This window comes from Sphingobacterium sp. CZ-UAM, from assembly GCF_002000245.1.
Classification (GTDB): Bacteria; Bacteroidota; Bacteroidia; order Sphingobacteriales; family Sphingobacteriaceae; genus Sphingobacterium.
In genome coordinates, this window is record NZ_MTCM01000002.1 from 327,862 (window position 1) to 348,019 (window position 20,158).

The window sequence follows — 20,158 nt, forward strand, 5'->3', positions numbered from 1 at the left end:
ATTAATCGCTAACCTAAATTTAACGAATTATGGCAATAAATCGCTTTGCTCGTGTTCTTATGTTGTCATCGTTTTGGCTGTCGCTTGGGGGGACGATGGCCTATGCACAAACAATGATCAACAAACCTGTGACGCTTTCCGTTAAAAAAGCTAAACTCGGAAAGATTTTAAGGTCAATTCGGGATAAATCTTCAATCCGCATTGTTTTCAGTGAACAAGTGGTGGACCGAGTCGCGGTACAAACTGTTGAAGCTAAAAACGAAAAGTTAACAGACCTATTAAACCGAATTCTAAAAGGTACCGGGCTTTATTACGTCATCCAGAATGATGTTGTCATTATTAAAGAAGCCAGTAAGGCTGATATCCCAAATACATCTGCAATAGCTGTAAGTATAAGCGCGGTACTTAATAATTTTGTAAATGGCAAGGTCGTACTTGCCGATAATCAACCGAAAGCGCTCGTCACAGTCATCAATGGTACAACAGGTATTCAGACACTATCAGACCAGCATGGTAATTTTTCAATTCCAGCCAATAAAGGTGACCAAATTCAATTTAGTCACGTTGGCTTTGCACCTTTGAAGGTTACCATACGCAATTTAAAGGATTTGCAAATTGTGCTCAATCCTCAGGATTCGACACTAGATGAAGTCGTTTTGACAGGATATCAAACCATCGATAAAAAATTATCAACAGGATCAATTTTTTCCCTAAAGGGAAAGGACGTCGCTGAACCGAATGTACCCAATATCGCATCCATGTTGCAAGGCAAGGTGCCCGGATTATCTGTAGAGACACTCTCCGGTAGTCCCAATTCTGTTCCGCGGTTAAGGATGCGTGGTACCTCCACCCTGATCGGAAATGCAACCCCCATTTGGGTAGTCGACGGTATTGTTCGTGAAAATTCGAGTGATATAAATCCCGATAATCCGTTGGGGATAGATCCATCTTTTTTGGATTCGTGGGTACGTAGTGGTACTAGTGTTGCCAATACCGATTTAATGGGCAATTCCGTAGCAGGGATTAATGTCAATGATATTGAGAGTATCGGTTTTTTGAAGGATGCTGCCGCAACAGCGCTGTATGGTACACGTGCTGCTAATGGAGTAATCGTTATAACAACGAAGAAGGGAAAGGCTGGTCCTAACGTTTTGAGTTATAGCACGAGTCTTGGATTTGTACAAAAACCTTCCTATGGCAATATGAAATTGATGAATTCGAAAGAGCGGATTCAATTGTCGGCCGAATTGATCAAACAGGGATTACTTCTTCAAGGTGCCCCCCTCGACGTGGGTTACGAAGCCGCCTATTTGGATTTGGTGAATAGACGTATCACGCAGTCGGAATTTGAAGCCCGGGTAAATCAGATGGAAACAGAAAATACCGACTGGTTTGATCTTTTGTTTCAAAATAGCTTTAATCAATCCCATTCCCTCAGCCTGAGTGGCGGAAGTGAAAAAAGTTCATTTTATTCTTCTTTGAACTATAGCAACAACAAAGGATCGGCAAGGAAAGATGCATTGAGCAGCATTAGTGGAAGTATAGGTATGAATACGAAACTTGGAAACAAATGGCAAATCGATTTCAAGTTAGATGGTAGCTATAATAAGGGTACAGGGTATAATCTTAAACTCAATAATCCGATGACCTACGCACTGACCACCAGTAGAACAATTCCATCGACCCAATTTTACGAATCTAAGAGACCCATGTTTGGAACGAATCCGAATGAAACTTCTTACCCACTGCATTTCAATATCTTCAATGAGATTGACCAAACTGGAAATACAACTGTAAACAGTCAATTTTCCGGCGCATTAAATATAAGTTATCAGATTTTAAACGATTTGAAATTCACATCAACCTTCGGCGGGACACTTTCAACAATAAACAATGAACAATATTCGACCGAAAGGAGTTTTGATGTGGCTACCGTTAGAGGTTATGATTATGGAACTGTGGTCCCTGGGAGCATGGACGAGTTGAATTCGCCTTTACCCTTTGGTGGTATCTTCGACCAGAACTATACCAATCTGTACAAATACTCCTGGCGAAATGTCTTAAATTATAGAAAGTTGCTTTTTAATGGTCGGGACCAACTTACTTTTTTAATCGGACAGGAAATAAATAGTAGTAAACGCCTTGGCAATAGCCAATTCCAATATGGTTATCTTAAAGACCGAGGCGAAAGTTTTGCAAAAAAAGATAACTACTATTTCTGGATGATCCAAAATAGAGTTAATAAGATAGATAATCTGTTTTCTGGTTTTGCGGATGTAAGTTATGCGTTTGATCAAAGATATATCATTGATGCGAACCTTCGTTATGATGCATCAAATCGCTTTGGACAATACACAAATAGTCGTTTCCTTCCGATGTGGAGTATATCTGGGCGGTGGAATATATCGGATGAATCTTGGTTACGTAATAACCAAGTGTTAAGTGATCTAAGCGTGAAAGGATCATATGGTTATCAAGGGAATGCAGTGCAAGATGTGGGACCGGATTTGATACTAAAAAATAAAGAATCTGGATTGGCAGGTGCTTTAAATCCAAGAACCAACGAGTATCAATTAACAATGCGTTCTCTTGCGTATCCGGATTTGCGTTGGGAAAAGACAGGAGTAAGTAATCTAGGAATCAACATAGGTCTATTTCAATCCTTTGTTAATCTCACTACCGAATTTTACTATCGGAAAACCAAAGATGCTTTGACTCGCCTTAGCCTGCCATTAGAATATGGGATACAAGAGATGATTATAAATGGGGGGACATTAATCAATAAAGGCCTTGAGGTAAACATTAATTTCAACTTTCTACGGAAACAAAATTGGGAATGGTCCCTTAGTGCAAACAGTTCGTTCAACAAGAATAAGCTAAATCAGGGCTCCGATGTGGTCAGCTATACGTTTAGACAATATGCCGCTGGCTCCGCCCAAGTTCCTGGTCAGCCCTTGGGAACCTTTTATGTGTTTGATTTTAAAGGTTTAAATCCGCAAAACGGAATGCCATTATTTAAGGAGATTGATGATGTAGATGATCCGCATATACTTGGCATGGACCAATATTTCATTAAGGCCGGTGTAAACCACTACCCGTTCACGGGAGGATTAGCGAGTAAACTTCGGTATCGAAATTTTAGTTTATCCACGCAATTCAGCTTCGGTTTTGGCGCTCATAAACTGCGCAATGCACTATTTAATGGAACTAGTAGTCAAACTGTACCCAAACCCGACCAAAATATGCCCCGCTGGATGATCGATCGCTGGAAACAACCTGGCGATGAATTAAAAACAGATATTCCGGGCTTTGTAGATGGCAACATTATTCAGACGGCTGATTTTGGTAACAATATTGAAAGCCGATACTGGATGTATGATCACTCTACAGCCCAACTGGCCAAAGCCGACTATGTAAAATGTCGTAGTATTCAAATTGGTTATAGAATTCCCGAATCTTTTATTCGACAGTTGCATCTAATGAGTGCAAATGTGTCTTTTTCGATGACGAATGTTTTCAGGGTAGTGAGCAAAGATTGGAAAGGTCAGGATCCAGAATTACCAGGGTCAGGTACTTCCGCACTTCCTCAGGTACCCACCTATAATTTAGGTTTAAATGTATCCTTTTAATTGATAAATGATGAGACGTTATATGTATTTTATCGCAGTGGGCCTGATAGGTGTTACGAGCTCCTGCTCAAAATTCTTGGAAGAGTCTACGCAGTCCGAAGTGGTACCTCGCTCGGCAGAATCGTTGAATGAGTATATGATGGGTGACGCATATCCAAACGATTTTGCACTCCATCCGGAAGAACCTTTTCTCAATGACGATATCCAGATGATCGCTTATAAGCAAAACGAATTAATGTATCCTGCTTACACTTGGCAACCAGATATGCCTGAAAAAATCGGTGGCCTTGTGACGGTGTCTTCGTGGAGATCCTGCTACGCTGCAATTCAGGCCTGTAATACCACCCTAGACTATCTGCCTAAAATGACGGGTGAACAACGCTTTAAAGATTATGTGGGCGGACAGGCTTATTTATTACGGGCCTTTTATTACTTCAACCTGGTAAACCTTTATGGGATGCCTTATAATGATCCACAGACGGATCCAAACAAAAATCTTGCTGTTCCACTTTTAATTAGTGGCGGTGTGGAGTCTGATTATAAATCCCGCAATACTGTTGCTGAAGTGTATGCACAAATTGAAACAGATCTTAAAGAAGGGATTCGACTAATTGAAGGCAGCGGACAGGTGTATAGTAAATATCGTATGGGTAGCGAAGCAGGGCATTTGCTTGCCTCAAGGATATACTTGTACATGGATAAATGGAATGAAGTAATTCAGCATACTGAAAACTTGATGGCCGGAGCGTATAAATTAATGGATTTGCGCAATTGGGGGGAGGTAAAACCGTTAGAAAAGCCTGTGATCAGTATAAACAACCCAGAAACCATTTGGGCATTTGGAACAGTTGGGGATGTGATCGTTGCCGATAGTTTAGTCTATAGGATGTCTTCGGAATTAATGTCTAGTTATGAAGATGGTGATTTACGAAAGGGTATTTATTGGTCTAATGGAATTACGCGTAAGTTGTCGACGGCCGATATAGGGGCTGCTCCAGCGCAGTCATTCCGCTTATCCGAAGTCTATCTGAACCGCGCAGAGGCCTTTGCACAGTTATATAAACAAGGTAATGTCGCGGCCGGTCAAAAATGTCTCGATCTCTTAAATGCTTTACGTGAAAAACGTCTCAAAGAAGACAAATATGTACCTTGGACATTGCAGACTGTTGGCAATGACCTCCTGCGCCATATTCATGAGGAACGCCGTCGAGAGTTTTATAGCGAAGGTGGACGTTGGTTTGACCTACGCCGTTATGGTATGCCCAAGATCACACACCTTAGTTTCTCTTCTGCATCTCAAGCTCAAAAATTTGTGCTTCAAGAACGGGATCCGAGTTATGTGTGGCCAATACCCCTTCGTGTGATCGGTTTAAATCCCAAGATCGTCCAAAATCCATTAGCCGAAATTCGACAACCTCAATAATTGTAATTTTATGAAAAATTATCTAAAAATATGTTTTTACGTAATTACCCTTATCGGATTACTCGTAAGCTGTAAAAAAGAGGCCGTACTGGAACCTTCCGTGATCAAGTTAGAGTATAGTTTACCACAGGGAAATCATGCGTATGATTCACGTATTGTTAATTTTTATCAAACGTATAAGACCTTTATCCTATATCAGTTTACTGATGCCGATTTCCGCTGGAACTTCAACGGTAACATCTCATACGTCGCCCAACAGGCTGATCCAGCCCATGTGGAGACGGCCCTAAATTTTTTCGATAAAGAGTTGTTTGCCTACTATTCTCCAGAGCTTTTAAAGACTATGCTTCCCTATAAAATATTGTTGTGCAAAAAAATTGAATACACAATGAATACCGAGGAAACCCCAGTGTATAGCGATGTGGCCAGTACCCAAACGCATATTGCATTCAGTAACGTAGATGCGGGATGGGACAGCTTTTCGGCGGCGAGGAAAATAAAAGCTAGAGGCCAGCTTCATGGCGTATTATGGTCTTCGGCTGTGGCGAGAGGGAAAATGGAACAAGCCCCAGCGTTTATTGAAGGAATTAATTATTCATATGTGGGCTCTTGGAATTATAAATCATTTGGTATGTTCAACCCTACCTCCGTTGCTGCTGATGATATTTTCGATTACGTGAGTCGGATTACCTCGCATACCAAAGAAGCGTTTGAAGCAGAATACCTAAACGCTGACTTTGATCCAACAGGAGTATACCGTAGAAGATATGAGGCCTTATTAGCTTACTACAAAACGAAGTATAACTTAGATCTGCAAGCAATAGGCGATGCCAATTTACATTAATATTTATTGACTAATAAAAGCTGATAAACATGAGTATATTAAAAGTAAGTAACTTATCTCACCGGTACTCCATGAATTGGGCTATCAGGGATATTAATATCGAAATCAACGAAACAGGAATCGTAGGGCTATTGGGATCAAATGGTGCCGGCAAGTCAACGACGATGAATATTATCTGTGGGGCTTTGACACAAAGCGAAGGGACCGTTTCGATCAATGAAATAGATCTGAGACGAGATCCTCTTCGTGCGAAACAGGAAATCGGTTTTTTACCTCAGATTTTACCACTTTATACAGATCTCACGGTGGATGAGTACCTGCGCTATGCGGCGGAACTACGTCTGTTAGATAAGAAGAAAATTGGGGCGGCTGTTGAAGAAGTGAAAGAAAAATGCCAGATCAGCCACTTTAGCAATAGGTTGATTAAAAACCTATCTGGAGGATATAAGCAGCGTGTTGGAATTGCACAATCCATCATACATAAGCCTAGTTTGGTGGTCATGGACGAACCCACAAACGGTTTGGATCCCAATCAGCTCATCGAAGTTCGCAAACTAATCCGTGAAATCGCTCAAGATCGTACAGTGTTACTGTCCTCGCATGTAATGAGTGAAATTCACGCCTTATGCCGAGACATTATTATGATTGAAGGTGGTCGGGTCATTTTTTCGGATTCCATAGATGCGTTCAATAATTATTTACAACCGCAGAGCCTATTGATGCATTTGGAAAATCCACCAGTATCAAATAGCCTACAAATCATAGATGGTGTCACTAAGGTTGACTTTTTATCGGAGAAACAAGTTCGAATATATTTCGAACAGGGCGAAGATATTGCCGAACGTCTTATTTCAGCGAGTGTGGCGCATGGTTGGCGGCTTAGAGAAATAAATTTGGAAAAAGGTGTGATGGAAGACGTATTTAAGCAACTCTCTACCCAAGCCAATAGGGCTTAAAAATCAGATTGATACATATTTTACTTACTCTAAAGCTAATCAAATGAAACTTATCTACAAGATTGCGTTAAACGAGATTCGTAATCTTTTTTATTCACCCGTTGCCTGGTTTCTGGGAATCGCCTTCTGGTTACTTTGTGCTTTTATTTTTACGGGGAGCCTATCACAAATGACCAACTTTCAGGATATCAGCATTCAAAATAATCCCGCCTTTGAGGGGTTTGTGCAGACTTCCTTAACTGAAATTATTTTATTGCGTGGTGGGCTGTTTAGTGGTGTCATCGGTAACTTATATTTCTTTTTGCCTTTATTAACCATGGGTTTAATTAGCCGTGAGCTGAACAATGGCACCATCAAACTACTCTATTCATCACCTGTCAAACCGGCTCATATTGTGCTCGGTAAATATCTGGCGATTGTGTTTTATTGTGTCTGCCTTTTGGGGATTTTATCTATCTTTTTAGTTATCAGCCTACTGACTATTGTCAATGTTGACGGCGGAATTGTACTTTCAGCTTTACTATCGTTGTTTTTATTAATCAGTACGTATGCGGCAATCGGGATTTTTATGAGCTGCCTCAGTACCTATCAGATTGTATCGGGCGTAGCGACGTTTATCGTTATTTTTGCTTTGTCTGCGGTGGGTAACCTTTGGCAGCAATACGATTTCGTTCGGGAATTAACCTATTTCTTATCCATATCTGGTAGAACTGAACGTATGTTAAAAGGATTGATTACCACGAGCGATGTACTGTATTTTTTGCTGATTATCGGTATGTTCCTTTGTTTTACATATTTTAAGGTGAAAGGGGCTATGGAGTCAAAGAAATGGACGAAGTCTTTTGCGCAGTACATAGCTGTCGTACTCGTCGTACTCACCTTGGGATATGCCTCATCCAGACCAGCTCTGATTGGCTATTGGGATGTAACAAGAAATGATGTCAATACCATTCACCCTAATATTCAGTCCCTCTTGCATAAATTTGATCGAAAATCACCCTTAAAAGTGACTTTATATATCAATTTGTTGGACAACAGCATTGCCCGTGGTGGATTGCCCGAGCAACGGAAACAATATGAGATGTACTTATGGGAAGGTTTTGTTCGCTTCAAACCCGATATCCAATTTGACTACGTCTATTTCTACGATGTCATGCCAGGAGATAGCACGCTGTATAAACAATTTCCAAAGAAGTCGTTAAAAGAGATTGCAGGATTAGTGGCTAAGATACATAGGGTAGACCCCGACCGCTTTATATCACCGGAAGAACTCAGAAAACGTATTGATCTGACTCCAGAAAATAAACGTTTGGTTATGCAACTGGAGTACAAAGGAAAGAAAACATTCTTACGTACGTTTGACGACGGACTGTTTTGGCCAGACCAGATGAATATAGCTGCAGCATTTAAACGTCTGCAAGAAAATAATCTTCCTAAAATTCTATTTACCAGTGGAAATCTGGAGCGAAGTATTTATAAAACTGGGGAGCGGGAGTTTAATTATTTCACAAACGATATAACGAATCGGGCTGCGCTGATCAATATGGGGTTTGACAGCGATACGATCAACTTAGATCATCAACATATTTCTTCTGATATAGCATGCCTTGTTGTAGCCGATCCTAAGACAATGCTAAGTCCGGTAAAACAACAAAAAATTGGGGAATATATTGAGAAAGGAGGACGAGCGGTATTTCTTGGCGAACCAGGAAAACAACAAATGTTAAATCCGTTGTTGTCGAGATTAGGTGTGCAGCTAGCTGCTGGAGAAATAGTTGAAGTAACCCCAAATGAATCGCCTGATATGATCAAACCTATGATCACCAAGGAAGGATTCAACTTGAGTGATCAATTTCTATTGGAACGAAGAAGGTTAGCTGCAAGGAAACCAGTGACACAGGGCTCTTTATCGATGAAGGGTATGGTTGAAGTGGAGCGGACAGCGCAAAACGATTTCAAACCATTTGAAATTCTAAAAACAGATTCATTACGCCATGCCTATAATACCGTGAGCGCCTTAGTCGTAGATTCTGTTCCGCCGGTTTTCACACCGACAAAGGGAGATACCCGTAAAGCAAGTTATACTGCGATGTTGGGTTTGTCTCGGAAGAAAAACGGACAAGAACAACGGATTTTAGTTGCTGGTGATGCAGATTTCCTTTCTACAATCAGAAAGGGAGCCGGCGGTTTTTCAGTAGCGATGTTTAGCTGGTTAGATAATAACCGCCTACCAATTTATGTCGTTCCAGCAGATCCGATCGATATTCTTTTTACCATCTCCAACAAAACCGCAGAGATAATACGCTTCAGCTTGGTTTATATTGTACCGGTGTTGCTATTGTTGATCGGAGTAATTGTATTAATTAGACGTAAACGTAAATAAGATGATACTATTAGAAACAGATGCACAGACGCTCGATGATCTTCGGATCTTTGGCAAAAGAGAGCAAACAGGGATTTTTGAAATCTATAATAAAACCCGGACCCGAGGGGGAGAAAACCTCCTCCGCGACTTGTTTCGCCAGCCTTTGGCCGACGAAAAGGCAATCGCCGACCGGGTGGCTATTTTGAGCTATTTTACCGCGAATGAGGTCAGTTTTCCGTTTGACTCCGTCGTTTTTGATATGACGGAAAAATATATTCACAATCGTAGCACTTCGACGATGTCCACCAGCCAGGGACTAGGAGAAAAGGATATTCAGAATGGTGTATCAGCCATAATCCAATTCTTAAAGGGCATTCGCACGTTTATAAATACAGATGTAATCGTTCACGCAGTAGCCTATCGGGCGCAACGTGATGCCATCAACGAGATTTTGGATGAGGAAGCTTTCGCACCTGTGTTTAAGGAACATCAGGAAGAAAAAGTGTCCTTCTCTGCCGTGACAGCTTATGATTTGCTTTTTAGAACAAAAATAAATGCAAGGATCGAGTCTTTGTTGAACCATATCTATTTATTAGATGTCTATTTAGCTATTGCTGCTATCGCACGAGGGCGCAATTTTGTTTATCCCGTCCCACACCCTAAAGGTAGTAAAGTGTTACATATCAAGGGGCTGTATCATCCCGAACTCGACCGACCAATAGCCAATGATGTGACTATGGAAGGTACGATTAGTCTGACCCTATTGACTGGTGCGAATATGGCGGGCAAAAGTACCTTTCTTCGGTCGATCGGAACAGCAGTTTTTCTAGCCCATATGGGATTTCCAATTGCAGCAACAGCAATGGATTTTGCTGTAATGGATGGCATTTATACCACAATTAATTTACCCGACAACCTAGGGATTGGCGCCAGCCATTTCTACGCCGAAGTCCTAAGGGTCAAAAAAATAGCGGTGGAACTGGGCAAAGGAAAATCTTTGTTTATCATCTTTGATGAGCTTTTTCGTGGAACCAATGTGAAAGATGCACATGAAGCGACGGTAGAAGTCGCTCGAGCTTTTGCAGCGAAAGAGACTAGTCGGTTTATTATTTCTTCACATATTGTGGAAGCGGCCAAGCAATTGAGCCAAGTAAAAGCTGTCGATTTTTGGTATTTACCAACACAGATGGTAGGACCAAAACCAGTGTATACCTATGTTTTAGAAAAAGGTGTGACTAATGACCGCCACGGTATGCTGATCATCCAAAATGAGGGGATTTTGGAAATCCTTAAAAACGGCAAAAAAAAAATCAATGGGATACGCTTGGAACAAATCAGTTAACGAAATGGAAAAATTCAAAATCGATAAACAGACGCTAGAGGAGCTAAATCTGTTAGGTAAATTTAAAACGGGTACTATCTATAACCTATTTAACAATGTATGTACACGCGGGGGGGAGCAGCTGTTGGACGAAATGTTTAACAATCCCTTAACTGATATGCATGCTATTAATGATCGTAGTTCCATATTTAATTATTTTCAACAGCAAAATTTTGGATTTGACTTCGATAAACAACTCGTAGCGACCATGCGGGAATATTTGGATACAACTTCTTATCGTAGTAAGACATTGGTGTATGGTACAACGGTATTGCATAAATTTTTGTCAAGTTTGGCCCGCGATGATCGGTACAAAAAAAATGTACAGGGACTACAAGCTGTCATCCAGTTGTTGAATACAGTGCAAAAAATGTTGGATGTTTTTGTATCTGCTGTACCACAATTTCAAGTACGTGTCGATGAGATAAAAGCGATTATGTTGAATCCACTTTTAATTAAACTCCAACGAACCGATATTTATCGCGCGTTGCCTTTAAGTACCTTAGCATTTTATGAGCATTTGCTAAAGGGTAAGTTCCTCGCAGATATGGAATCTCTGTTACGTTTTGTTTATGAGGTAGACGTTTATCATGCTGTGGCTCAGATTGCGCGAGTGAAAGGATTTCAATATGCCACAGCTTTACCTGCAACAGAAAATAGACTAGCATGTAAAAACTTGAAACACCCTAGTATTAGTAAAGCCGTAGGAAACGATCTATTGTTGCAAGAATCCAATAATGTACTTTTCCTTACTGGAGCTAATATGGCTGGAAAATCGACATGGATGAAATCCTTAGGAATTGCTCTTTATTTAGCACATATGGGATTTCCACTGGCTGCTGACAGTTTTGAGTTTTCGGTCCGGGATGGATTATATTCTTCGATCAATGTCGCGGACAACATCGGTTTAGGCTACAGTCATTTCTATGCCGAAGTCATGCGTGTCAAAGAAGCAGCTGTAGCAGCCGCCAGTGGCGCTAGATTGATGTTGATTTTTGATGAATTGTTTAAGGGTACCAACGTAAAAGATGCCTATGACGGTACTTTGGCGGTGACAAGCGAGTTTGCAGAATATGAAGCATGTCTGTTTGTGGTTTCTACGCATATTATCGAAGTAGGAGAGGCACTTCAGTCAGTCGGCAATATTCAGTTCCGTTATATGCCAACAGTATTGGAAAATAGTATTCCACGTTACACATATCGTCTACAAGAAGGTATCACTGAAGATCGGCAGGGAATGATGATTATTCGGAATGAACGTATTCTGGAACTGATGAATGGGTCCGTGGTAAATACATGTAATTAAAAAACAAAAAAGTGGATCAACTGATTATTATTGTGTTACTATGATTTCTTCGTATATTGAGGTGGTAAAACCTATCGAAATTCGTGATATGCATAACGCTTTTGTAAAAGAGAATTGGGAGGAGCCTGTTCCGGTGAGTTTATTGCTGACGGAACACTTGCTGGACGAATTATTTAGAGATCATTATTGTTTTCTCTGTCATATAGCCGTAAGAGTCGTTAAAGATCCGGAGGCAGCAAAAGATATTGTGCAGAGTTTCTTTCTATCCTGTTGGGAAAAAAAGAATAGTATACGAATTCAGGGGAGTTTCAAAAGTTATGCTTATCGATCTATAAAAAATTTATCCATAAACCATCTTAAAAGGACTGATAAAGTAAATTATGATAGTGACTATATCTCAGAGGCATCTGAAAGCTTAGCGTATCAGACCGATGCTGACCGGAAAATATTGGAAAATGAACGTGAGAATGGGCTTTGGAATGCCATAAACCAATTGCCTGATAAGCGAAAGACCATTTTTCTGCTAAGTCAGAAAGAGGGATTGACTTATCATCAGATCGCGGAAAATCTTGATATTTCAGTCAATACTGTTAAAACACAGATTAAATTAGCGTATATCTTTTTACGAAAAGAATGTCAATTGCTGATAGGTATTATAGTGTTTTTGTTTTTAATTAAATAGAAGGGATATGAACAAAGATCCAATGGACTGGGATAAGATATTAGCTCGTCTCGATCCGAGTGATAAGAAGAATATAGAGGACATGTCGGAAGAAGAAATAGACATGCTACTATTTGCAGAACAGGTCCAGGGAAAGTTGCATGGCGCAAAATTCGACGCACAATTTTCCTTATCAGAAGGCATGCGGGAATTTGCTTATCGGAAGAAAAAGCTTCGGCTTAAACGGATGATAAGTTATGCTGCGGCAATATTGGCGGTGGTGGGTATTGGAATTTGGATTGCTATTCTATATCAATACCCAGAGGTAGACGGAAAACTCGCTTCGTTAGAAAGTGAGAAGCAGAAGGGAATTGTGCTTTACCGCGGAAACGGAGAGGAGATACCTATGGGCACACATCATGAAAATATTTCGGAGCAAGGAAGTGAAATTCAATTCACTGACAATTCTATCCGATATATCAGCAAAGATAAAATTGCGATTAAAGGCGATGAGCTCGTCATGGATAAGCTTGTTGTGCCGTCTGGGGAGCGTACTAAAATTGAATTATCAGACGGAACACAAGTTTGGTTAAATGCTGGAACTTCCATTAAGTTTCCAGTTGTGTTTACAGCTGATACAAGAGAAGTTTATTTGGAGGGTGAGGCTTATTTTGATGTGGCCCACAACGCTAATAAAACTTTTATAGTCCATAGTGGAGATCTACAAATCAAAGTGTTAGGTACTGCTTTTGGTGTGAATACATTTAGCGGTGAAATCAAAACTGCCCTTGTACGCGGCAGTGTGGAGCTACAGGCCAACAAACAAACACAGCGATTGGCAGCAGGAGAAGTTGGTCAATATAGCACCTCTTCGACGAAATTATTTCTATCGAATGATGAAGTGAGACCATGGGTTGCCTGGAAGGATCATATATTATACTTTGATGATGTAAATTTGTTTGAGATTACCGAGCGATTGGGAAGGACATACGATTATCAGTTTGTTTTTGATCACCCGTCTACGAAGAACTTACGATTTACGATCGATATTGATCAGCCAGATGACATACAAACGATATTGACATACTTAAAAACAAGCTTGGATACTGTAGATTTCAAAATTAATGGGCGGACAATTCATGTCCTTTCTAAACAGTAGCTTCGTGAACCAGAAAAAGGTTACAGGAGCGTTAGGCGAACTAAATAGATCTCTAAATTGAGGCGTCTATATGAGGCCGTTGTTATTTAATCATATGGAAGCTTCAATTAACATATTGCAGCAATTGCTTTTTGAATTGTCTGGTATATTACCTGATGATACCCAACCTTTGTTTAATATGACAAAAATGGTATCATTAGATGCCAACGAGGTTTATATTCGAAGAGGTGATACCAATCGTAAGCTTGCTTTTATCGAAAAAGGTATTATGCGTTCCTATTCAATAAAAGATAATGGGGATGACGCAACGCTATTTTTACGTTGGGAAGGGCAGTTTATTGCGTCGCATGATACGATCATTCATCGTAAACCTTCACGATTTATTTATCGCACATTAGAACCGGTCATACTCCTGGAAATGGATTATGACATATTGGAGTCGATATTAAAAACCTATCCTGAATACGAACCTCTACGCAATTTTTTCTTAATGCGTATGCTTGCAGAAACATTGCAGATGATGGAATCTTTTGTGATGCAATCCCCAGAAGAACGTTATCGCGAACTACTCGCTGAACGTTTTAATGTCGTTAATCGCGTTCCAGGAAAATACATCGCTTCTATGTTGGGTATCACTCCTGTATCGCTAAGCCGTATTCGAAAAAGAATGTATGTAAAACAGAAATCCTTCTAAAAATTATCATATGTTAAGGTTCGAAATTATCTTTTGTAAAGTAGTTCGACCCTACGGGCTTTTTATCTTTGAGGTAAATGTTTGTTAATTTATGAAAAAGTTAATCGAAGTATCAATCGAAATTCTAAGTATTTCTACTATCCGCTATTTTCTTCTTGCGGGGATCCCATTTGTTCTTTTTTACATATTACTTCCGGTAAAATTTGGGAAGTACAAAATCCAGCAGAAATTGGCATCTCAAAAAGATTTTAGACGAGAGATAGGATATTCCATGCAGAGTATACTCGTGTTTACTGTAATCGCCGTCGCTATACAGGTTAGTCCATTAAAGCAATATACACTAATTTATAACGACATCGCCCAGTACCCGGTATGGTTTATTGCTTTTGGTTTAATCATGAGCCTAATTATACACGATACATATTTTTACTGGATGCATCGATTGTTGCATAACAAAACGATTTTTAAATTCACACATTTAGTGCATTATAAAAGCACGAATCCTTCCCCTTGGACTTCCTATAGTTTTCATTTTTTTGAAGCGGTCATTGAGGGATTGGTTCTCATCCCTATCGTTTTTATGCTACCAATACATCCAATTACGATTTTTTTATTCACCATATTGGCATTTTTGATTAATGTTTACGGGCATTTGGGATACGAAATTGCACCGAAGTGGTTTCGTCATACCTGGTTGTTTGAGGTTATAAATACTTCTGTACACCATAATATGCATCATAGTAAGTTTAAAGGAAATTACGGGTTATATTTTCGGATTTGGGATCGATTAATGGGTACTGAAAATCCGGATTACGTGAAAGAGTATGATAAAGTTAAAAATCAAGATAGTTGATGGTATAGAAATACAGTAAAATAATTCAGATTCAACACAATAGATTGCCAAGAAATTTATATAACTCAATAAATATTATTAACGTGAAAATAAAGGCTACATTACTCATTATAATCCCTTTAATTGCAATGTATATGATGGGTTTGCCAAAGTCAATTGCACAAAGGAATACTGCTGTCATAAAAAGAATATTTGTAAGTAAAGATGGCAATGACAATAATAGCGGGACGCTTGCGAGTCCATATAGAACGCTTGACAGAGGCATTAACTGTGTGAAGGAATGGAAGAAGGCAAGTAATCAGGGTGAAGTTGAACTGATAGTAAAGGCTGGGCGGTATTTTTTAGATCATCCTTTAGTGATTGATCAAACAATTTCAGGGACAGGGAAGTATCCCTTTCGGATTAAAGCCGCTAAAGGAGAGAAGGTAACAATCAGTGGGGGAAAGGTACTCGATTTAAAGTGGACTAGGGGTAAGTCTGGAGTATGGCAAGCAAAGGTACCGAAAGGGCTCACTTTCCAAAGTTTATATGCAAATAATAAAAAACTTATTAGAGCGCGTTACCCTGATTATAATTCATCTATATTACCTTTTAATGGCTATGCAGTAGATGTTGTCAGCCCTGAGCGTATCTCAGGCTGGAAAAATCCCAAAGGAGGAATCATTCATGCGTTACATAGTGGGCGATGGGGAGGATTTCATTATGAAATTGTTGCGAAGGATCAAGATAACAGGCTAATACTGAAGGGCGGGGAACAGAATAATAGACCTAGTGAAATGCATGAAACTTATCGTTTTGTTGAAAACATTTTTGAAGAGCTAAATGCGCCACAGGAATGGTTCTTAAATGAGCAGACCAATACCTTATATTATATACCCGAGGAGGGTAAAACTCCCCGGGGCGTGGAATTCATTGCGCCGATCTTAGAGAATTTAGTGACTATTGCTGGAAGTGAAGACCTCCCTGTGCGTCAGGTAGAGATCCGTGGAATTCAATTTATACATACGGCTCCGACTTTTATGAAAACTAAGGAACCGCTGCTTCGGAGTGATTGGACGATTTACCGTCAGGGAGCCTTAAAGATTGAAGGCGCGACAGATTGTTTGATACAAGAAAATGATCTAACTGAACTTGGAGGAAATGCAATATTTGTAAGTAATTATAACCGTAATATAAAGATTAAAGGGAACCTTATCCAGCAAATAGGTGGCGGAGCAATTAACTTTGTCGGTAACCCAGATGCGGTACGTTCACCATCGTTCCAATACGATAAGTTTGTCCCTTTTCATGAGATGGATACTATTACTGGACCAAAAACTAACGATTATCCGGCTGATTGTGAAGCCAATGACAATTTAATCAATGCTATTGGTTTGATTGAAAAACAGGTTGCAGGAATACAGATATCCATGGCTCAATCTTTACGTATATTGCACAATACAATTTATAATGTACCGCGTGCAGGAATAAATATAGGAGATGGTACTTGGGGAGGTCATGAAATTGCCTTCAATGATGTTTTCAATACGGTGTTGGAGACGGGAGACCATGGTGCTTTTAATTCTTGGGGAAGAGATCGGTTTTGGCATCCTAACAGAAATGAAATGGATAAACTAACAGCTCATCATACCAATCTTATTTTGCTTGATGCTTTAAAAACAACCAAAATACACGATAATCGTTTTCGATGCGATCATGGCTGGGATATCGATTTGGACGACGGATCATCTAATTATGAAATTTACAATAATGTATGTTTAAATGGCGGATTGAAGCTTCGAGAAGGTTTTTATAGGAAGGTTTATAATAACGTGATCATTAATAACGGTTTCCATCCTCATGTTTGGTTTGAAAATAGCCATGATGTTTTTCGTGATAATATTGTTATGATGGCGCACCAAGATATTAATATTACAAACTGGGGTGACGAGGTCGACTATAATATTTATGGAAATAAGGTTGATTTGATTATAGATCAGGCAAAAGGAGTGGAGGTGCATGGCAAGGTTGTCGATTTAAATTTTATGGATATGTTAAATGCTGATTTTCGTTTAAAAAACTGGAATAATGCAGGTTTTAAAAATTTTAAAATGTTACATTTTGGAATTATCAATACAAGGCTGAGAGCGATTGCTGATAAGGTTCCAATACCACATATACATATTCAAAAGGAAGGTTTTCAGCTTAGTAAACCTGTTGAATGGAACGGGACGCAAATTAAATCTATAGAGACTTTGGGAGAACAATCAGCAAGTGGTCTGTCTGAAACGAAAGGTGTAATAGTTGTGCAAATAGATGAGCAAAGTAGTCTTTATAAAAATGGACTGAGGCAGGGTGATGTTATATTGTCATACGGACAGGTTGCTATAGATCATGTCGAAGACCTTTTGCTCGCAACTAAAAAAAATACTTCGGAGGAAAGGCAGGTTGCTATTATATTTAGAAATCAACAAAGACAGCAATTAAAATTGTAATAACTAATTGTCTTCATTCCTCGCTTCAAATTTATGGGACTGTCCCACTAAGTGTGTAAATAAAATACGGAGTTCAGTTATGTTCCTTATAACTGGACTCTTTTTTCAAATAAAGTTAAGAACTGATTTAGGATAATACCCCAATTCTGAATAGGCATCGTCCACTTTTTAGAGATTTCTCTCAAAGCCAAATATACAGATTTCAGTACAGCATCATCGCTGGGAAATGACAGTTTATTCTTGGTGTATTTACGGATCTTCCCATTCATGTTTTCGATGATATTTGTCGTATAGATAATTCGTCGGATCTCAAGTGGGAAGTCGTAAAAGACGGTCAGTTCGTCCCAGTTCTCCCGCCATGATCTGATGGCATAGGGATATTTGGATTCCCATCTATCGGCAAAATCTGCCAGTGCGACCTGTGCAGCCTGTTTATTGGGAGCATCATAGATAGGTCTCATATCTGTTGTAAACGCCTTTTTATCCTTCCATACAACATATCTGCAGGCATTTCGGATCTGATGGACAACATAGACCTGGGTACTACATTCAGGAAATACACTCCGTATGGTAGCGGAGAAACCGTTGAGATTATCGGTCGCTGTAATCAGCATATCCTCTACGCCCCGGGACTTCAGGTCTGTCAGGATTCCCATCCAAAAACTCGCGCTTTCATTCTTGCCCAGCCACATGCCCAAAACTTCTTTATAACCATCCCTGTTCAGGCCAACAGCAAGATAAATGGTCTTATTGACCACTTTGGAGTTCTCTCTGACCTTAAAGACAATGCCATCCATCCAGACAATCAGATACACGTTGTCCAGGGGACGGTTTTGCCAGGCAATCACATCGCCCGCCACACGATCAGTAATCCGGGAAATCGTCGATTCAGAAAGATCAAATCCGTACACATCGCGCATCATATTTTCTATATCCGAAACACTCATGCCTTTGGCATATAGCGAAACGATCACGTTCTCAACTCCGTCAATCATGTTCTTGCGCTTGGGAACGATAATGGGATTAAATGTACCATCGCGATCCCGGGGGACCTGAATTTCCAGATCTCCCTGATCCCCACGGACCTTTTTGCTCGTATGTCCGTTTCGGGAATTGCCCTGACCACTGCGCTCATGCTTTTCATAGCCAAGGTGGCCGTCCATTTCTCCTTCAAGCATCTGTGATACTGCACGTGCCTGTAATTCCCGGAAAAATGATTGCAGCTCTACACCGTCCTTAAAACTCTTTAAGAACTCCTTGCGTTTAATAGTGACTCTTTGTCAATCATACTCTTATAAAGTTAAGTAAATAAAAAATGCGAAGTCCTTTCCAACTCCGCATTTTTATAACTTACACACTTTATGAGACGGTGTCGGAAAAGCACTGAATATTCAGTGCTTTTTTATGTTTTCCAAGATTTCATTTGGTTCGTCCACTGTTTTACATTTTCTTTCTCACTAAATTTTATATTATACTTTCTCGCTTTTACTATTTTTTTTCCTCCTTCAGCGATATATCCAGTGGTTGCAATTATCCCTTCTTTAGCACCTTCAAAAAAAACATCAGTATAGAAGGATTTCACAGTTTCGATTGTTACTTTATGTTCACCAGAATATCTTTTGCATTGAATTAATAAAAGTGCTGTGGCTAGATTATCAGAATTAGGGTAAACACGAATGTCAACACCACCATCATTTGTGCCTGGTCCAAGAACAGCATGATAACCTAACCTTCTAAAATATTCTGCACACAGTCGTTCAAAATTTCGCCAATGAATAATTTCGATTTCGTGTCCGTTCAGAGCCAAATAATCAATAAATTTTTGTTCAATAAAGTCCTCGTTATTTTTGGGTTTTATTTCTATTTTAAAAAGTTCTGATAAAGGTGTTGCGTTATCCCACACTTTCCCTGAGTCTATACTAATTGAAGTATCTAGCGTGTGTGCCCCGATGTTAAAACATGCCGTGGCAAGTTTTTTATCTATATTTTCTTGCACCATCAATTGTTCAATTATTCCCTCCTTATTTTCGTCTTGTGAACTTTTAATTAAGTGATAAGCAATAGAAGGGATGCCTGTGATCAAGATATCTTTTTCTCTAATTGTATATTCATTGAGAATGTGATAATCATTCATTATAGGTAATTGAGGAGGAAGATTTCCTAATCTCTGTCGTAAATAAATTACCATGTCTGTCATGGTGCTTGAGGCGATCCGAATATTTTTATCAAGCTGATCAATTTGTAAATAATCTTCGTCGAATTTTTCTCTTAGATAATCTCCAATTTTAAATCTGTTAAGTATGATTCCAGATTTAATTGCTACTAGTTCAGCGGCACCATTATAAAATTCTCGTAGAGGAAAGTTAATATGTCCCATAATAACGAATTAGTTTTTTCTGTACTAGGTTTTTAT

14 protein-coding genes are annotated in these 20,158 nt (G+C 39.5%); 12 read left to right on the forward strand and 2 right to left on the reverse strand.

What is annotated here, in order from left to right; all coding sequences use genetic code 11:
- The first annotated feature begins 29 nt into the window (after positions 1-29).
- The 12 genes from BWD42_RS11625 (at position 30) to BWD42_RS11680 (ending at position 17,745) form a co-directional block, all read left to right on the forward strand.
- Positions 30-3,629: a SusC/RagA family TonB-linked outer membrane protein gene (locus BWD42_RS11625; protein ID WP_077436458.1), complete on the forward strand. Its 3,600-nt coding sequence runs from the start codon at positions 30-32 to the stop codon at positions 3,627-3,629.
- 7 nt (positions 3,630-3,636) lie between these two features.
- The gene (locus BWD42_RS11630; RefSeq protein ID WP_077436460.1) at positions 3,637-5,052 is read left to right on the forward strand and encodes a RagB/SusD family nutrient uptake outer membrane protein; all 1,416 of its coding nucleotides are present in this window, start codon (positions 3,637-3,639) and stop codon (positions 5,050-5,052) included.
- Positions 5,053-5,062: 10 nt separating this feature from the next.
- Positions 5,063-5,896 carry a hypothetical protein gene (locus BWD42_RS11635; RefSeq protein ID WP_077436462.1) on the forward strand — a complete coding sequence of 278 codons (834 nt, stop codon included), beginning with the start codon at positions 5,063-5,065 and terminating at the stop codon, positions 5,894-5,896.
- 29 nt (positions 5,897-5,925) lie between these two features.
- Positions 5,926-6,852: an ABC transporter ATP-binding protein gene (locus BWD42_RS11640; RefSeq protein ID WP_077436464.1), complete on the forward strand. Its 927-nt coding sequence runs from the start codon at positions 5,926-5,928 to the stop codon at positions 6,850-6,852.
- A gap of 43 nt (positions 6,853-6,895) precedes the next feature.
- The gene (locus BWD42_RS11645) at positions 6,896-9,235 is read left to right on the forward strand and encodes a Gldg family protein (protein WP_077436466.1); all 2,340 of its coding nucleotides are present in this window, start codon (positions 6,896-6,898) and stop codon (positions 9,233-9,235) included.
- 1 nt (position 9,236) lies between these two features.
- The gene (locus BWD42_RS11650; protein ID WP_217700060.1) at positions 9,237-10,559 is read left to right on the forward strand and encodes a MutS-related protein; all 1,323 of its coding nucleotides are present in this window, start codon (positions 9,237-9,239) and stop codon (positions 10,557-10,559) included.
- Positions 10,560-10,563: 4 nt separating this feature from the next.
- Positions 10,564-11,904 (forward strand): MutS-related protein, encoded by a 1,341-nt coding sequence (locus tag BWD42_RS11655; RefSeq protein WP_077436987.1) that lies wholly within the window; start codon positions 10,564-10,566, stop codon positions 11,902-11,904.
- A gap of 40 nt (positions 11,905-11,944) precedes the next feature.
- Complete coding sequence (locus BWD42_RS11660; protein WP_077436468.1) at positions 11,945-12,586, forward strand: RNA polymerase sigma-70 factor; 642 nt, start codon at positions 11,945-11,947, stop codon at positions 12,584-12,586.
- 7 nt (positions 12,587-12,593) lie between these two features.
- Positions 12,594-13,724 carry a FecR family protein gene (locus BWD42_RS11665; protein ID WP_077436470.1) on the forward strand — a complete coding sequence of 377 codons (1,131 nt, stop codon included), beginning with the start codon at positions 12,594-12,596 and terminating at the stop codon, positions 13,722-13,724.
- A gap of 94 nt (positions 13,725-13,818) precedes the next feature.
- The gene (locus tag BWD42_RS11670) at positions 13,819-14,418 is read left to right on the forward strand and encodes a Crp/Fnr family transcriptional regulator (protein ID WP_077436472.1); all 600 of its coding nucleotides are present in this window, start codon (positions 13,819-13,821) and stop codon (positions 14,416-14,418) included.
- A 91-nt stretch (positions 14,419-14,509) separates the two neighbouring features.
- A complete protein-coding gene (locus BWD42_RS11675) occupies positions 14,510-15,271 on the forward strand; it encodes a sterol desaturase family protein (protein ID WP_077436474.1) in 762 nt (253 codons plus the stop codon).
- A gap of 83 nt (positions 15,272-15,354) precedes the next feature.
- A complete protein-coding gene (locus tag BWD42_RS11680; protein WP_139351127.1) occupies positions 15,355-17,745 on the forward strand; it encodes a PDZ domain-containing protein in 2,391 nt (796 codons plus the stop codon).
- 86 nt (positions 17,746-17,831) lie between these two features.
- Here the strand turns inward: BWD42_RS11680 and BWD42_RS11685 are convergent, their stop codons facing one another.
- Positions 17,832-19,013 (reverse strand): IS256 family transposase, encoded by a 1,182-nt coding sequence (locus BWD42_RS11685; RefSeq protein ID WP_077436476.1) that lies wholly within the window; start codon positions 19,011-19,013, stop codon positions 17,832-17,834.
- A 134-nt stretch (positions 19,014-19,147) separates the two neighbouring features.
- Complete coding sequence (locus tag BWD42_RS11690; protein WP_077436478.1) at positions 19,148-20,122, reverse strand: restriction endonuclease; 975 nt, start codon at positions 20,120-20,122, stop codon at positions 19,148-19,150.
- Between the last annotated feature and the right edge of the window lie 36 nt (positions 20,123-20,158).

Excerpts from the sequence above, each read along its gene's own strand:
- BWD42_RS11625 (WP_077436458.1), top strand. The coding sequence starts at position 30 with ATGGCAATAAATCGCTTTGCTCGTGTTCTTATGTTGTCATCGTTTTGG.
- BWD42_RS11630 (WP_077436460.1), top strand. The coding sequence starts at position 3,637 with ATGATGAGACGTTATATGTATTTTATCGCAGTGGGCCTGATAGGTGTT.
- BWD42_RS11635 (WP_077436462.1), top strand. The coding sequence starts at position 5,063 with ATGAAAAATTATCTAAAAATATGTTTTTACGTAATTACCCTTATCGGA.
- BWD42_RS11640 (WP_077436464.1), top strand. The coding sequence starts at position 5,926 with ATGAGTATATTAAAAGTAAGTAACTTATCTCACCGGTACTCCATGAAT.
- BWD42_RS11645 (WP_077436466.1), top strand. The coding sequence starts at position 6,896 with ATGAAACTTATCTACAAGATTGCGTTAAACGAGATTCGTAATCTTTTT.
- BWD42_RS11650 (WP_217700060.1), top strand. The coding sequence starts at position 9,237 with ATGATACTATTAGAAACAGATGCACAGACGCTCGATGATCTTCGGATC.
- BWD42_RS11655 (WP_077436987.1), top strand. The coding sequence starts at position 10,564 with ATGGAAAAATTCAAAATCGATAAACAGACGCTAGAGGAGCTAAATCTG.
- BWD42_RS11660 (WP_077436468.1), top strand. The coding sequence starts at position 11,945 with ATGATTTCTTCGTATATTGAGGTGGTAAAACCTATCGAAATTCGTGAT.
- BWD42_RS11665 (WP_077436470.1), top strand. The coding sequence starts at position 12,594 with ATGAACAAAGATCCAATGGACTGGGATAAGATATTAGCTCGTCTCGAT.
- BWD42_RS11670 (WP_077436472.1), top strand. The coding sequence starts at position 13,819 with ATGGAAGCTTCAATTAACATATTGCAGCAATTGCTTTTTGAATTGTCT.
- BWD42_RS11675 (WP_077436474.1), top strand. The coding sequence starts at position 14,510 with ATGAAAAAGTTAATCGAAGTATCAATCGAAATTCTAAGTATTTCTACT.
- BWD42_RS11690 (WP_077436478.1), bottom strand. The coding sequence starts at position 20,122 with ATGGGACATATTAACTTTCCTCTACGAGAATTTTATAATGGTGCCGCT.